We start from the raw sequence: 15794 nt of genomic DNA, 5'->3' as shown, positions 1-15794 counted from the left end.
GAACCACGCGGACGTGGCGCCGTTACGCCGCCCGCACTTCCCCCAGACGCTCCCAAATCCGTACCAGCGCGCCAAACCGCGCCGCCATATCCGCCACTGCGACCTCGTCGCTCACGCTACCCGCCAGCCAGCCCTTCGCCGCCTCGGCAAAAATCGTCCGGCCCACGGCAAAGCCCTTGACCGTCCGCGACTGCTGCGCCGCGACAAAGCCCGCCTCAAGCGCCTCCTGCGGCGCTTCCAGCCCCAGCAGCACCACACCGCGGCAGAACGGATCGCGCGTCTCGATCACCGCGTCGATCGCGGCCCATGCCGCCACATTGGCCTGTGGCTCCAGTTTCCACCAGTCCGGTTTCAGCCCCGCATCATAAATCTCGGTCAGCGCCCGCGCCACCGTGTCGTCGCGCAGCGCGCCGTGCTTGCTCGAGATAATCTCGATCAGCAATTCGCGGCCGATCTTTCTCGCCGCATCATAGGCTGCGCGCAGCTTGTCGATCTGCTGCGCCTTCAACTCCGGCGCGTCGTCCGGGTGATAGAAGCACAGCACCTTGATGCAGTGATCCACCGGCCAGTCGATCAGCCGGCTGCCGAGGTCCTGCGAAAACTCGAATTGCAGGGGCCGCGAGCCCGGCAGTTCGATCGGCTTGCCGATCCAGAAATTCTTCTGACCGCCGGCCGCATAGAGCGCGTCGCGTCCATATTTGTCATCCAGCAGCATGCCGAAGCCGGGCCGACCGTTGGCCACTTGCACGGCGGCCTTCACCGCCAGCGCCTTGAACGCCGGTATTTTCGCAAGGATGGCCGCGTCGCCATTGGCCAGGTCTTCGAGCTGGCTGCGGTGGTCGATCGCCAGCGCCATCAGGCTGGGAATCTCGCGCCGCCGCGTCGTCGCCCAATGCACATGGTTGATGGCGGCGTCTTTGCGCAGCGCACGTTCCGGACTGCCATGCTCGAGGAAATATTGCAGCTCGACCCAGGTCGGGATTTCCGGCGCACACAACAGCCGCGACACCGCGAACGCGCCGCAGGCATTGGCCCAGGTGGCGCTGGTCGCATGCGGCTCGCCGCGCAGCCAGCCGCGCAGGAAGCCGCTCATGAACGCGTCGCCGGCGCCGAGCACGTTGTAGACTTCTATGGGAAAGCCTTTGCCGACGATGCCGTCTTCCAGGTCATCGGAAATCGCGCCGTCATAGACGATGCAGCCCATGGGGCCGCGCTTCAAGACGATGGTGCCGGAGGACAGGGCACGGATTGTCTTGAGCGCGGTGAGCAGGTCGGCCGCGCCGGAGGCGATCAGAACCTCCTCCTCGGTGCCGACGATCAGGTCGCAGTCCGCGAGGACCGTTTGCATTTTGGCCGAAACCACATCGGACGCGATGTAGCGGTTGTCGCCGGCGTCATGCCCGGCCAGGCCCCACAGATTGGGCCGGTAATCGATATCGAGGATAACTTTGCTGCCATTCTCCTTGGCCAGCTGCATCGCCTTGCGCTGCGCCGCCTCGGTATGCGGCTTGGAGAAATGCGTGCCGGTCACCAGCACCGCGCCGGCGGTCGCGATGAACGCCGGATCGATGTCGTCGGGGTTCAGCGCGTTGTCGGCGCAGTTGTCGCGATAGAAGAGGAGGGGGAAGGAGTGCTCGTTTTCCACCGATAGAATCGCCAGCGCGGTCAGGCGCTCGGGATCGGTGACGATCCCCTTGGTCTCGACACCCTCGCGCTGGAGCTGCTCGAGGATGAACCGCCCCATCTGCTCCTTGCCGACGCGGGTGATCTGCGCCGATTTCAGTCCCAGCCGAGCGGTACCCACGGCGATATTGGTGGCGCAGCCGCCGACGGATTTGGCGAAGCTGGTGACATCCTCAAGCCGGGTACCGATCTGCTGGCCATAGAGGTCGACCGAGGCCCGGCCGATGGTGATGACGTCGAGCAATTTCGTCCCGTTGCTGGGCTGCGCGTTCGTCATTCAAGTCCTCCCGATTGGCGTCGGCGCTTTAGCAAGAAATCCATGATGCTGAATTCCTGCGCCTCTGATTATGAAACATCAGTTCTGGAAATTCGTCAACATGGAATGTCCATTCCAAATGGATATCTCGGCATTCCATTTAAGGTGCGTTCATCAAAACGGCCATAGTGAGGTTAGCCGCGACGCCGTTTTTCGGCAATGCTCACCGTCAAGGCCATGGCAAAGGCCATGCTGGCAGAAAGCGAGCGGAAGCCGGCGTGATCGGCTTCCACAACCTCGAACCATTCCTTGGAACATTCCGCCAGCGGCGAGAACGCCGAATCGGTCAGCGAAACAACATTGATCCCGCGCGCCGCCAGGTTGCGGGCCTGGACCGCGCTTTCCGAGGCATAGGGCGAAAAGCTGACCGCGAAGGCCGCGTCGCGCGGGCTGGCCATGGCCAGCAGATCGTCGTCGATACCGGCCGCTGTGCCCACCAGTTGGCAACGCACCTTCAGCTTGCCAAAGGCATAGGCCATGTAGCTGCTGATGGGGTAGGAGCGGCGCTTGGCGATCAGGTAGATCGTGTCGGCGGCGGCAAGAATATCCACCGCCCGCTCGAACGCCGCCGGATCTACAGCCGCCGACAGCGTGTCGATCGATCGATGCGCTGCGGCCGTGAAACCATTGAAAATATTGGTGCTTTCCGCCAGCGCCTGGCCATCCTGCTCCAGCGTGCGCAGCCGATCCTCATAGGATGAGGTGCGTTCGCGCAGGCGGGCGCGGAACAGCAGTTGCAGGCCTGAAAAGCCCTCGAAGCCGAAATGCTGGGCGAACCGCACTAGCGTCGACGGCTGCACATTGGCCGAAATGGCGATGCTGGCGGCGGTGCCAAAGGCGATTTCGTCGGGATGATCCAGCGCATAGGCGGCCACCTGCGTCAGCCGCTTCGGCAACTCGCCCTTGCGCTCCAGAATGACGCTGCGCAGCGCGTCGAAATCCTGTGGCGGGCTCACTTTAGCGACGATTTCGGTCATGTCGGGCCTGTCGGACGGGAGCAATACTGTCATAATCCCCAATCCAGCCATTCAATCAAGAGCCCAACAGAAAGCATATTCCGTTTTTGGAATAAGCGGCATAAGTGTTTCATAACTGCGGGAGGGTGGAATGAATTCGACTTTAGGCATCGGCCTGATCGGCACCGGCTATATGGGAAAATGCCACGCTCTGGCGTGGACTAGCGTGCATGCGGTGTTCGGCACCGGGCCCACGCCACGTCTTGTACACCTTGCCGAGGTGAATGGGGATATCGCGAACAAGAAGGCCGCCGAGTTCGGTTTCGCCAAGGCGACGGGCAATTGGCGCGACCTGATCGCCGATCCCGAGGTCGATGTCGTCTCGGTCACCACCCCCAATGCCTTTCACGCCGAAATGGCGATTGCCGCGCTCGAAGCGGGCAAGCACGTCTGGTGCGAAAAGCCGATGGCAGTGGCGCTCGCCGATGCGGAACGGATGGCGGCGGCCGCCAAAAAGTCCGGCAAAGTGGCGGTGCTGGGCTACAATTATATCCAGAACCCACTGATCCGGCATATCGAAACGCTGTTGGCCGAAGGCGCCATCGGCACGGTCAACCATGTCCGGTTGGAGATGGATGAGGATTTTATGGCCGACCCGGAGGCGTTGTTCTACTGGAAGAGCGTGGCCAGTTCCGGCTATGGCGCGCTGGACGATTTCGGCGTTCACCCCCTTAGTCTGCTGCTTAAACTGTTTGGTCCGGTTTCCCGGGTTTTCGCTAACCTTTCAAAGCCCTACCAGGATCGCCCGACTCAATCTGGGAGCCGCAGGGCAGTAGAGACATTCGATATCGCCAGCATACTCTTTGAAATCGGGGCGGGGATATCTGGCGTCATGGCGCTGGATCGCTCGGCCTGGGGCCGCAAAGGCCGGATCGCGCTGCAGATTTTCGGCTCCAAGGGGACGATCGTCTACGATCAGGAGCGCATGAACGAGCTGCAGCTCTATACCGTCAGCGACCGGCCGACGGAGCAGGGGTTCCGAACCATCCTCAGCGCGCCGCATCACGCGCCGTATGACCGGTTCATTCCGGCGCCGGGGCATGGGCTGGGTTTCAACGATCTCAAGATCATCGAATGCCATGAACTGCTCAATGCCATCGAGGGCAAGCCGGCCCGCATCATCGACTTTGACGCGGGCCTGGTGATCGAACGCACGGTCCATGCCATGGCGCAGTCGCACCATGACAAGGGTTGGGTCAGTCTTTAGGCGGCCTGGGCTGCCCGGCTGGGCCGATCCTTCTGCGCTTCCTGGTGGAAGATGAAGGCCGAGGCGGCGATGATCAGGGCGGCGCCGAGCCAGAACCACGGCGTCGGCACCTGGCCAAGCAACGCCCAGCCGAGCAGGGCGGTCAGCGGCACCTTGAGGTCGCCGAACGGCTGCAGATAGGTGGCGTCCGCCACCTTATAGGCCAGGCTGAGCAGGTACTGGGCGGCCGCCGTCAGGAAGCCGAGCAGGACGACGAGGCCAAGACCCAGACCGCTCGGGAGCTGGAACGGGAAGCCGGTGGCGAGGCCTTGCGGAACCAGGCTTGGCACCAGCCAGGCAGCCAGGGTGGCCACCAGCAGGATCAGCAGGTGATTGGGCGTCACCAGCACCAGCAACGAGATCGTCAGCGTCTCGGGGCTTTCTTCGCGCGAGAGATACTTGGTCAGCACGTCGGTGGTCGCCCACAAAGCCGCGGCCACGATGGGCACCAGCGTGGTCAGCGAGAAGCCTTCAGACCCGATGCCCGAAACGATGAGCGCTCCGGCAAAGGCGACAAAAGCAGCGATCAGGCGGGTGACGGTGACGCGCTCGCCCAGGAACAGGGTGGAGCCGGCAATGATGAACAGCGGGCCGGTGGCCAGCAACGTCACCATCTGCCAGACGGGCACGCCCGAGGCGAAGCCATAGACGAAGACGTGGACGCCGAGGGCGGAAACGAAAGCGCGAATTTCGTGGATCGCGGGGTGCTTCGTGCGCAGCTTGCCGATGCCGATACGCAGGATCAGCGGCAGGGCGAACACGGTGGCGATGAGGTACTGCCAGAAGGCCATACCGGTCGAGGCCATGCCGAAACCGCCGTATTCAGTGGGGGTTGGCAGCACGGATTGCAGGATATTGGTGCCAGCGAAGGCGAGGCTTGAGATAATGACAAAGGCAGCGCCAAGCACGGCGCCATTCGGGGAGGAGGAAACCTGGTTCATGATAGTCCTTTCCGTAACCAGCTTCCTCAGGGTTACGGGAAAAGACAAAGCGGTGTTGCGGCGACGGTTTCCCGCCGGCGCCCAAGGCCAGATCCAGACCCGTTCTCTATCATCCGGACTATACCGTTGGCCCCGGAATCACACCGGATCTGCTGACCCCCACTTGGAACCCATTTGTAATTCTACTGTGCCGGTCAACTAACGGCGTTTTCTGCGCTTCCGGTGCTCACGTACTAATGTACGCTCCGCTCCGGTTCTCGAAAACACCGCCATTTGACTCGCCACAGCGAATTTCAAACAGCTTCCACATGAGGCGCTCGCGGGCTTCGGGTCTCCCCGTTACCGCCAGTGGGGAATTACACCCCGCCCTGAGAACGTTTTGCCGACGATGTTTCGCCTGCAAGCGGGAAGATAGGGCGTGAGATCGGTGCGCGCAATAAGACACACGGCTGATACTGTGCGCAGTTTGCGAACGCCGGGAAATGATTTGCTCGGTTTGGACGTGTTGAAGCGCCGTGCGGCTCGCACCGACGGTTGAGGAAGACTGCGGCATGCGGCGAGACGTGCCTCATGGGTTTTGTAGATAAGCGAGACACGTCTCGCCGCATGCGATGGGATTTCTGGCCGCTCGAACGTGGTCATCCCTTTCATTGGGGAAAACGAACGTCGCGCTGGCCCAGGGATCGCGCGACCGCATTCCCCTCCCACCAAACTCCCCACGGCCGTTCGTCGCGAACCCGCAGCCATCGTGGAGATATCGGGGTGGAGTATGCGGGAGGTTTTGGGGGTGGGGATAAGAGGGATAGATTGGGGCACGCCCTCGTGGTTCGAGGCTCGTGAAGAACTCGCACCTCACCATGAGGGCTACTGGGCTGTGAACTGCTGAGGGAGTTTTCACATGGGGGATGCTGCTAGAATTTGCGCAGTTTCAGTAGTCCTCATGGTGACGCGGGAGCGTAGCGACCCTCGAACCACGAGGGCGTGGCAGGATGGGTCGTTCTCGCGACGATCTTGCGGTTAAGGCGCCACCTCGGGATGGGCCCCTGCCTCTGCTGGGGTGACACCGAGTAAGTGGAGGCATTGTGGGACGCAAAACACCCTCGGGGCGAGCCCGAGGGTGTTGAGTAAGTTCACGCTACGGCGTCGGCCTACTTGCCGTCTTCCAGCCACTTCAGGTCGGCCGACGTCAGCTTGATATCAAACGCCTTGATGCTGTCGTCCAACTCATACAGCGTGCGCGGTCCGATCAGCGGGATGCTGGGGAAGGGCTGGGCAAGCACGTAGGCCAGGGCAACGTGGATCGGCGAATGGCCGAGCTTGTTGGCCAGTTCGATCGCGCGGTCGCGGCGGCCGAAGTTCTGGTCGTTGTACCAGACGCGGACCAGTTCCTCGTTGTCGGTCTTGTCGCGGCCGGCGCGGTCGGTGAAGAAGCCGCGGGCCTGGCTCGACCAGGAGAAATTGGTGACCTGGCGATCGTTGAGCCAGGCTTTCCATTCCGGGGTGGAGGAGGTGACGCAGCCGGCCCAGATCGGGTCGAGCATTTCGGCCAAAGCGAAGTTGTTGGACAGGGCGCCGGGGCGTTGCTTGCCAGTCTTGTCGGCATAGGCAATCGCCTGGTCCATGCGTTCCTTGGTCCAGTTGGAGCCGCCGAACGGACCACGGATGCGACCGGCCTTGACCTCGGCATCCATGGCGTCGACGAACTCGCCGACCGGGACATCGAGATTGTCGCGGTGCATGAAGTAGACGTCGACATAGTCGGTCTGGAGGCGATCCAGCGACTGGGTCAACTGCTTGGCGATGACGTCGGGATAGACCAGCGGGCTATGCGCGCCCTTGCCGATCAGCACCGACTGCTCGCGGGTACCGCGGCTCTTGTGCCAATCGCCGAACAGCTTTTCGGTATAGCCGCTGCCATAGACGAAGGCGGTGTCGAAGAGGTTGCCGCCCTTTTCCCAGAACGCATCGAGCAGGATGGCGCCGGACGAGAAGGTGCGGAAATCCTCAAAACCCAGGGCGACGGCCGAAGCCTGCTTGGTGAGGCCGGGGATCGAACGCTTTGGGATGGCAGTGCCGCCCGAGGCCAGCGGACGGTTCGAGAGCGTGTTGACACGCTTGGCGGGCTTTTCGATGTTGAATTCGATACCGGCATCGGCGCGCCACTTGTCGAGCACGCGGGCATTGCCCAGGCTGTCGGCCCAGCTCATGCCCGGCGCGGCGAATTCATGACGACCGGCCAGGATCGCTTCGGACGCGCCATCGGCCTCGAAGGAATAGACGTGACCGGTTTCGTTGACGCTGATGGTTTCGGTCTTGCCACCCTTGATGACGTCGATGCGGCCGACGCCCTGATCACGATTGCCACCGGCAAACCAGAAATCAGGAACCTCGATGCGGCCTTCCGAGCCATGGATGCGCAGGACATTGTCGAGATTGGCCATCACGGCGCAGGAGACCTGGGCGACGATCCCGTTCTCGAAGGTCAGGACCGCGGCTGCCCAATCGTCGGTGCCTTCGGCATTGAGCTTGGCGGTGCCCGAAACCTTGATCGGATCGGCGAAGGGCTTGCCCACGGCGGCGCCGGCGATGAAACGGGACATCGAGACGGGATAGCCGCCAACATCCAAAATGCCGCCGCCAGCCAGGTCATTGGCGAACAGGCGGTGCTGGGGCTGGAACTTGCCCATGGAGAAGCCGAAGCTGGACTGGATCATCCGCACTTCGCCGATGACGCCGGAGGCGATCAGCTCGCCCAGCTTCTTCACCTGCGGGTGTAGGCGATACATGAAGGCTTCGCCCGCAAAGGTGCCAGCCTTGCGGTGGGCGTGGAAGATGGCGTCGATTTCGAAGGCGCTGAGCGCCATCGGCTTTTCCACCAGGACGTGCTTGCCGGCTTCGGCAGCCTTGATCGCCCATTCGGCATGGCCGGGATGAGGCGTCGCGATATAGATCGCATCGACGTCCTTGTCGGCCAGCAGCGCGTCATAGCCATTGTGAACGCGCGCGCCGGGGAAGTCGGTGGCAAGACCCGGCTTTTCGGGATTGCGGGTGCCGACGGCAACCAGCTCGGCATGTTTGGAGCCGGCAACGCCGCCCTGGAATGCCTTGGCGATAGAGCCTGGCCCGAGGATGCCCCAACGGACTTTTTTAGTTTCAGTCATGAAATTACTCCTAGAAAGAAAGGCCTAACGCAGGCGCTGGCCCGAATTGTCGAACAGGTATGAATTGGCGGCGCGGATCGAGACGGTGAGGCTTTCCTTGCCCAACTCGTTGCGCAGTTCCTCGCGCTCGATGATCAACTGCTCGCCGGTGCCGGTATTGGCATAGAGGTAGCTGGTGGCGCCGAGATGCTCGGCCACGTCCACATTGACCGCCAGATCGGCATCGCCAGCTGCGGCGAGCCCGAAATGCTCGGGACGGACACCCAGCGTCACGTCGGACCCAATGGCGGGCGCGGCGGTCAGGGGCAGGGTGATGCGGACATTGCCCTGCTTGGTCAGCGCAACCGTCACCGTGCCGGAGCCGGCTTCCACCACCTTGGCGGCCATGAAGTTCATGCGGGGCGAGCCGATGAAGCCGGCGACGAACTGGTTGGAGGGGTTGTCGTAGAGCTCCAGCGGCTTGCCGACCTGTTCCACGAGGCCATCGCGGAGCACCACGATGGTGTCGGCCAGCGTCATGGCCTCGACCTGGTCATGGGTGACGTAGATCATCGTGGTCTGCAGTTCCTTGTGCAGCCGCGCGATTTCGATACGCATATGCACGCGCAGCTCGGCGTCGAGATTGCTCAGCGGCTCGTCGAACAGGAACACCTGCGGGTTGCGCACGATGGCGCGGCCGATGGCGACGCGCTGGCGCTGGCCACCGGAGAGTTCCTTGGGCACGCGATCCAGCAGCGGTTCGAGCGCCAGGATGCGGGCGGCCTCGGCGACCTGCTTGGCGATCTGCTCTTTCGCCACGCCGGCAAAACGCAGGGCGAAGCCCATGTTTTCGCGCACGGTCATGTGCGGATAAAGCGCATAGGACTGGAACACCATGGCGATGCCGCGCTTGGACGGATCGACATCGTTCATCCGCTTGCCGCCGATCTCCAGATCGCCGCCGCTGATGTGTTCGAGCCCGGCGATCATCCGCAGCAGGGTAGACTTGCCGCAGCCGGAGGGGCCGACGAAAACCACGAATTCCTTGGCCTTGATCGCCAGGTCGATGCCCTTGATGACCTCGACCGACCCGTAGGATTTGCGCACGGCCTTAAGCGTGAGATGGCTCATGTTCTATGCACCTATTTGACCGCGCCCAGCATGCCTTCGACGAAGCGGCGCTGGAGCAGGAAGAAAATGATGAGGGTGGGCAGGGTTGCGAGCACGGTGCCGAACAGGATCATGCCGTAATCGGGCGTATAGGCCGAGGTGAGCGCCGATAGGATCAGCGTGATCGTCTTGTTCTCGGCGGTCTGCAGCACGATCAGCGGCCAGAGGTAATTGTTCCAATTGGCCATGAACACGATGATCGTCGCAGCGGCGTAGGTGGAGCGCATCACCGGCAGATAGACGAACAGGAAAATCTGCCATTCCTTGAGCCCATCGATCTTGGCGGCGTCGCGCAATTCGCTGGGGAAGGCTTTGGTGGCTTGCCGGAAGTAGAAAATGATGAAGATTGAGGCCACCGTGGGCAGGATCACCGCCACGTAGGTGTTCACCAGCTTGGCCTGCGAGAACATCACGAACAGCGGCACCATCATCGCCGCGAACGGGATGGAGAGCAGCAGCAGCAGGAGCCCGAAGATGCGTTCCCGCACGCGAGAGCGGAACATTTCGAAGCCGTAACCGGCCAGCGAGGAGATCGCCAGCGTCAGCGCCGTGGCGATGACGGCGATGAAGGCCGAGTTGAAGAAAATGCGGGGCGCATCGACTTGGGCGAAGAAGGTTGCGGCATTGGTCAGCAGTGAGCCACCGAGCGTGGCTTTGCCCTTGATGATCTCGGCCGATGGGTTGGTGGCACCCACGACCATCCAATAGAACGGGAATACTGAGATAAAGGCGGCGATGCTGAGCAGCAGGTACACGAGGCCCCGGCGGATGAGGCGGAACGGCGCAGCCCCTGTGGCCAAGCCAACTTTGGTGGCGGCCGAGGCGGTATTTTCGGCCATTGTGGTCGATGTCATGCTGACCTCCTCCGATCACGCGCAACAAGGAATTGCAGGAAGCTCAGAATGCCCACGACCACGACGATCACCCATGACACCGTCGCCGAGTAGCCGAAGCTGGGCATGAACTTGAAGGTCAGGTTGTAGATATACAGCGACAGCGTGATGGTTGAGTCCGAAGGCCCACCATTGCCGGCGGTGAAATTGTAGACCTCGTCGAACAGCTGCAGCGTTCCGATGGTGGAGATCACCGTCGTGAACAGGATCACCGGCTTGAGCATGGGAATGGTGAGATAGCGGAACCGGGCCCAGGCCGGCACCCCATCAATGCGCGCGGCTTCATAGATCGAGCGGTCGATGTTTTGCAGTGCAGCAAGATAGAAAATCATGTTGTAGCCGGTCCAGCGCCAGGTGATGGCGAGGATGATGGCCACCTTGGCCCAGAACGGATCGCTGAACCAGCCGATCGGCGCGCCGATGAGATGGACCGCCATCAGGGCTTCATTGATGATGCCATCGGTGGCGAACATCGACTTGAACACGGTGGAATAGGCGATCAGCGACGTCACGCAGGGCAGGAAGATCGCGGTGCGGAACAGGCCGCGGAACCGCAGCGTCGAGTCGTTCAGCGCGACTGCGAACAGCAGGGCGAGCACGATCATGATCGGCACTTGCACGATAAAGAAGGTGAAGGTGTTGCCCAGCGCGCGCAGGAAGACCGGATCCTTGGTCAGCCGCATGATATTGGCGAAGCCGCCAAAACTGAGATTCATGCCCTTGCCGACCTGGAAGCTCATCCAGAGCGACCAGACGATCGGGTAGATCATGAACAGTCCGAGCAGGATCAAGGCTGGGGCGATGAACGCCCATCCGGTGATCTGATCCCTGCGATCAAGTCGCGCCTGTGCCAATTGTCACCCTCCCTGGTGTAGCAACGTCATCACGGCCAATAGGCGCCGGGCGCTTTGCGCGCCCGGCAGTGAAAGCGAGCCGAAGCCCGCTTTCACGCAGCAGATTATTGCATCTGCTGCTGGGCCTGGTCGTTGATCGCCTGGAGGGCCGCGTCGATGTCGCCGCCCGCGATGATGCCGGGCAACTGTGCCTGCACAGCGGAGTCGACCTCGGCGGTGAAGGTGCCGTAATCTACGCTCGGGATCTGGCTCAGCCAGGTGGAGAAGTCCTGCCACACCGGTGCACCGCCGAAGAAGTCATCGGAGGCCTTGTAGGCATCGCCTTCACGGGCGGCGAGCAGGGAGCCAACGGCGCCGCGCTTGATCAGGATGTCCTGGTAGAAATCCTTGTTGCCGGCCCAGACGGTCTTGAGGAAGTCGATAGCTTCGGCCTTGTTGTCCGAGGAGGACAGCACATACCAGCTTGAACCACCCTGGTTGGAGGCGTTGACCGAGCCTTCCATATCGAGGCGCGGGATCGGGGCCACGGCCCACTTGCCGGACTGATCGGCATTGGCCTTGATGGTCGCGGTGATCCAGACACCCACGGGAACGGCGGCGACTTCGCCCGACGTGAACGTGCCGGTATATTCAGCCCAGCCGGACACTGGCTTGACCAGGCCTGCCTGATAGAACTTGGCGTAGGTTTCCAGCGCCTTCTTGAGCGGGGCGTTGTCGATGACATGCAGGCTGCCATCGGCATTGAAATACCACTGGCCGGCCGACTGCATCATCATGCGGATGACGCCGGTGTCGTTGAGATCGAGATCGAGCAGCAGATGGCCGGTCTTGGCCTTCACTTCGGTGCCGATTTCGACCAGGCGATCCCAGGTGATGTCCTTGAGGTCGGCGGCCTTGAAGCCGGCTGCCTCGAGATAGTCGGAACGGTAGAACAGGCCCGTGACGCCGGAGTCGAAGGGCAGCGAGTAGGACTTGCCGTCATAGGTGGCAGCCGCAACCTTGTAGGGTGCGAAGACCGACATATCGATGCTGTCTGACAGCGGCTCGAACGAGCCGGGGAAGGATTGCAGGTACTTCTGGGCGATATCGTCCTGGATCAGCACGATATCGGGCAAGCCGTCGGTGCTGCCGGCGAGCAGCTGCGTCTGCAGCTTGGCGCGGATATCGTCCTGGCTGGCGCTGTCATCGACGTTGAAGGTCACGTCCGGATGGTCGGCAGTGTAGAGGGCGCCGGCTTCACGCATGGTGTTGCCATTGAATGCCTTGTCCCAGACCCAGACCGAGATTTCTCCGGCCGAAGCGGCTGCGACGCTGAAAAAGCTGATTCCGGCCAAAGCCAGGCCGAGCAGACGCCCGCGCCGCGAAGCGATACGGTTCATTGTAGTCCTCCCTTTTTTGTTGCTCTTATGCCGAGCGTTGTAACACTATCGTCGCAGAACGGCGCGTCGCTCCTAATGGGAACATGAAATTGCTGGAAAGTAAGAAGCCGTCAAAACGGTTCTGGAACCCCGACAAGAGCGGCGTGGAGCGGATTCCGAATGCGCTTTTCGTGGCTTACGAGCAGCCCGGCATCATGCAGCACGGCCATTGGCACGCGCAGGTCGAGGTCAATTTCGTGTTCCGCGGCACCATCGAATATCAGATGAGCGGGCACCGTGTTTTCCTGCGCGAAGGCGATGTCGCCATGTTCTGGGGCGGGCTGCCGCATCAGGTCATCGATACCAGCGAAGACGCTTTCTTCACTGCCATCCATCTGCCGTTGGTCAATTTTTTCCGCCTGCGGCTATCGAGCGAGCTGACCGGAAAACTGACCCACGGCGCCACGCTGGTGACCTCGGCGCCGGACGGCACCGACCATGAGACCTTCCATCGCTGGGTGTCCTATATGCGCTCGGGCGAGCAGGCAAAAGTGGACCACGCTATCGACGAGCTGATCCTGCGGCTGGAGCGAATCCGGTTCGAGCCGTTCTTCCTGATCGAGCCGCATGGGCCCGAATTGCCCAAGACCGAACCGCTCGACGCCCATTCGTTCAGCAATATCGCCAGCATCTGCGAATTCATCTCGACCAATTTCCGCGAGGACATCGACAGCGTCGATATCGCAGGCTCGGCCGATATCCACCCAAAATACGCGATGAGCGTGTTCAAGAAGTCCACCGGGATGACGCTGAACGAATATGTGAACCTGTTGCGGCTCAGCTATGCCCAGGCGCTGCTGATGCAGGAGAACGCCAACGTGCTGCAGGTGGCGATGGATAGCGGGTTCGGCTCGCTCAGCGCGTTCAACAAGTCGTTCCGCAAGATCGCCGGTATGTCGCCCACCGATTTCCGCCGCGATGTGCGCGCCCGGCCGGTTCTCGCCAGCGTCAAGCGGCCGGCCCCCGAAGAGCGGTACAACTGATCCGATCGGGTAGGCCGTCAGCTTATGTGGAAACGGCGCCTCTGGGCCTTCCTGTTCGGCTTTTGCATCATCGCCGGACTGGTGCTGCTGCGCGCCGCCGACCCCTATCCGCTGCGCGTGGCGCGCGAGACAACCTTTGATTTCTTCCAGCAATTGCGCCCGCGCGCGGCGCCCGACCTGCCCATTCGCATCGTGGATATCGATGAGCGGTCCCTTGCCGAAATCGGGCAATGGCCGTGGTCGCGCCATACGATGGCGACGTTGGCGCAACGCCTGACCGAGCTCGGCGCCGCCGCCATTGCATTCGACGTGCTGTTTCCCGAGCCGGATCGCCTGTCGCCATCCGCCAGCGCGAGCGGTGGGGTGGATTACGACGCGGAGTTCGCCGCCGCGCTCGCCGCCGGGCCATCCGTCCTGAGCTTCACCCAGAACCCGAACAGTCTCGTTTTGCCGCAGCAGGCCAAGGCTGGCTTTGCCATGACCGGGGCCGATCCGTTGCCGTTTTTGCCGAGGCTGACCGGCGCGGCAATGCCGATGGCTCAGCTTGCCGACGCCGCGACGGGGCTTGGCGTCGCTAGCCTCGATCAGGAAAATACCGGTATTCCCCGCCGCCTGCCGCTGCTGTGGTCCAATGGAACATCGGCGTTTCCGGCCCTTTCGGTAGAGGCGCTGCGCGTCGCGCTCGGCGCCTCCACGCTCGTTGTGCTCGGCGACACCACCAATACCGGCACTATCGAGTCACTGCGCATCGGCGACATCACCGTGCCGACCGGGCCCAGCGGAGATCTTTGGCTGTATTATCGCCACCTCGATCCCTCCACCTATGTCTCTGCCCGCAATCTGCTGGCCGATGACTATGCCAGCCTCGCACCGCAGATTGCGGGCAATATCGTCTTCGTCGGCGCGTCCGCCAGCGGCCTGCTCGACGTGCGGCAGAGCCCGCTGGGCGAGCCTGTCCCCGGCGTCTCCATTCACGTGCAGGCGCTCGAACAGATGCTGACGGGGGTCTATCTCAACCGCGCCGACTGGGTCGGCGGGCTCGAAATCCTGATCTTCGTGCTGAGCGGCATCGCCATCACGCTCGCCATCATCTTCACCGGTCCGCTGATCGGGCTAGGATTTTCGATCATGGTCGCGCTGGTGACCACGGCGGGGAGCTGGTTTGCCTTCGTCCAATATGGCCTACTGCTGGACCCGAGCTTCGCCCTTCTCGGCGCGCTGATCGTCTATGCCGCCATGGCTTTCTTCCAGTTCGCCATCACCGATGCCGAACGGCGGCGCATCCGCAATGCCTTTGCCCACTACGTAGCGCCATCGCTGTTGACGCAGATCGAGAACAACGCCGAGAGCCTGCGACTGGGCGGCGACATGCGCGAACTGACGGTGATGTTTTCCGACGTGCGCAATTTCTCCACCATCAGCGAAAAGACCGCGCCGACCGATCTGGTGCGGATGCTCAATACGCTGTTCGGAGTGCTGGGCGCGGCGATCATCGAGCAGATGGGGACCATCGACAAATTCATGGGCGACGCCGTGATGGCGTTCTGGAACGCGCCAGTGGATGTCGAGCGCCATGCGTTGCGGGCCTGCCAGGCGGCCTTGGCCATGCGCGAGGCGCTGGGACAGCTCAACCAGACCAATCTGTCGCAAGGCGCGGAGCCCATCGCGATCGGCATTGGCATTGCGTCCGGCCCGGCGCTGGTGGGCAATATGGGGTTCGAGGCGCGCTTCGACTATTCCTGCGTCGGGGAAACCGTCAACGTCGCCAGCCGCTTGGAGGGCGCTTGCAAGACCGTGCTCTACGATATTCTGGTGACCCGCGAGACGCGCGACGCCGTGGCCGAACTGGCGCTGCTCGATGCCGGGTCGATCGCGCTCAAGGGGATGAGTGAGCGGGAACCGATCCATCTCCTGCTGGGACCGGAGGCGCTGGCAACCAGTGCGCAATTCGCGAGCTTGGCAGAATGTCACGACCGGCTGCTGCTGGCGCTGCGGGCAGGGGAGCCGGCACTGGCCGAGATCGCCGAATGCCGTGCTTTGGCGGCTTTCGACACGCGGCTGCCAGCCTTCTACGATGCTATTGTCACCCGGCGTGCCGACTTCGCGCCGGATATGCCGACTAACTGAGGACTTT

General features: G+C 62.3%; 11 protein-coding genes and 1 riboswitch. Of the genes, 3 read left to right on the top strand and 8 right to left on the bottom strand.

The genetic code is table 11. The features are described from left to right. Nucleotides 1–22: 22 nt before the first annotated feature. Together iolC and JWR51_RS21490 are read right to left on the bottom strand one after the other, a co-directional pair. Entirely contained in the window at nt 23–1960 is a 1938-nt protein-coding gene (iolC, locus tag JWR51_RS21495; protein WP_299752571.1) for a 5-dehydro-2-deoxygluconokinase, read from the bottom strand. Between the two features lie 173 nt (nt 1961–2133). Beyond that, entirely contained in the window at nt 2134–2976 is an 843-nt protein-coding gene (locus JWR51_RS21490) for a MurR/RpiR family transcriptional regulator (RefSeq protein ID WP_299752985.1), read from the bottom strand. A gap of 130 nt (nt 2977–3106) precedes the next feature. Here JWR51_RS21490 and JWR51_RS21485 point away from each other — a divergent pair, with 130 nt between their 5' ends. Then, a complete protein-coding gene (locus JWR51_RS21485) occupies nt 3107–4222 on the top strand; it encodes a Gfo/Idh/MocA family oxidoreductase (protein WP_299752568.1) in 1116 nt (371 codons plus the stop codon). Here JWR51_RS21485 and JWR51_RS21480 read toward each other — a convergent pair. The 6 genes from JWR51_RS21480 to JWR51_RS21455 form a co-directional block, all read right to left on the bottom strand. Further along, a complete protein-coding gene (locus tag JWR51_RS21480) occupies nt 4219–5202 on the bottom strand; it encodes a DMT family transporter (RefSeq protein WP_299752565.1) in 984 nt (327 codons plus the stop codon). The two genes, JWR51_RS21485 and JWR51_RS21480, sit on opposite strands and share 4 nt — an antisense overlap. A gap of 97 nt (nt 5203–5299) precedes the next feature. Next, nucleotides 5300–5582, bottom strand: a riboswitch (FMN riboswitch). Nucleotides 5583–6350: 768 nt separating this feature from the next. After that, the gene (locus JWR51_RS21475) at nt 6351–8363 is read right to left on the bottom strand and encodes an aldo/keto reductase (protein WP_299752562.1); all 2013 of its coding nucleotides are present in this window, start codon (nt 8361–8363) and stop codon (nt 6351–6353) included. A gap of 24 nt (nt 8364–8387) precedes the next feature. After that, entirely contained in the window at nt 8388–9473 is a 1086-nt protein-coding gene (gene ugpC / locus JWR51_RS21470; protein ID WP_299752559.1) for a sn-glycerol-3-phosphate ABC transporter ATP-binding protein UgpC, read from the bottom strand. Between the two features lie 11 nt (nt 9474–9484). After that, the gene (locus tag JWR51_RS21465) at nt 9485–10366 is read right to left on the bottom strand and encodes a carbohydrate ABC transporter permease (protein ID WP_299752556.1); all 882 of its coding nucleotides are present in this window, start codon (nt 10364–10366) and stop codon (nt 9485–9487) included. Further along, nucleotides 10363–11259: a sugar ABC transporter permease gene (locus tag JWR51_RS21460; RefSeq protein ID WP_299752553.1), complete on the bottom strand. Its 897-nt coding sequence runs from the start codon at nt 11257–11259 to the stop codon at nt 10363–10365. Before JWR51_RS21460 ends, JWR51_RS21465 begins: the two co-directional genes overlap by 4 nt. 104 nt (nt 11260–11363) lie before the next feature. Continuing rightward, nucleotides 11364–12638, bottom strand: a complete 1275-nt coding sequence (locus JWR51_RS21455) for an extracellular solute-binding protein (RefSeq protein WP_299752550.1) — start codon at nt 12636–12638, stop codon at nt 11364–11366. Nucleotides 12639–12721: 83 nt separating this feature from the next. Here JWR51_RS21455 and JWR51_RS21450 point away from each other — a divergent pair, with 83 nt between their 5' ends. Next, nucleotides 12722–13660 carry a helix-turn-helix domain-containing protein gene (locus JWR51_RS21450; protein ID WP_299752547.1) on the top strand — a complete coding sequence of 313 codons (939 nt, stop codon included), beginning with the start codon at nt 12722–12724 and terminating at the stop codon, nt 13658–13660. Between the two features lie 24 nt (nt 13661–13684). Continuing rightward, nucleotides 13685–15787: an adenylate/guanylate cyclase domain-containing protein gene (locus JWR51_RS21445; RefSeq protein ID WP_299752544.1), complete on the top strand. Its 2103-nt coding sequence runs from the start codon at nt 13685–13687 to the stop codon at nt 15785–15787. Nucleotides 15788–15794: the final 7 nt, after the last annotated feature.

It is taken from the genome of Devosia sp. (genome assembly GCF_028290625.1).
In the GTDB taxonomy this organism is placed as follows: Bacteria; Pseudomonadota; Alphaproteobacteria; order Rhizobiales; family Devosiaceae; genus Devosia.
This window is presented reverse-complemented; position numbering and strand designations above follow the sequence as displayed.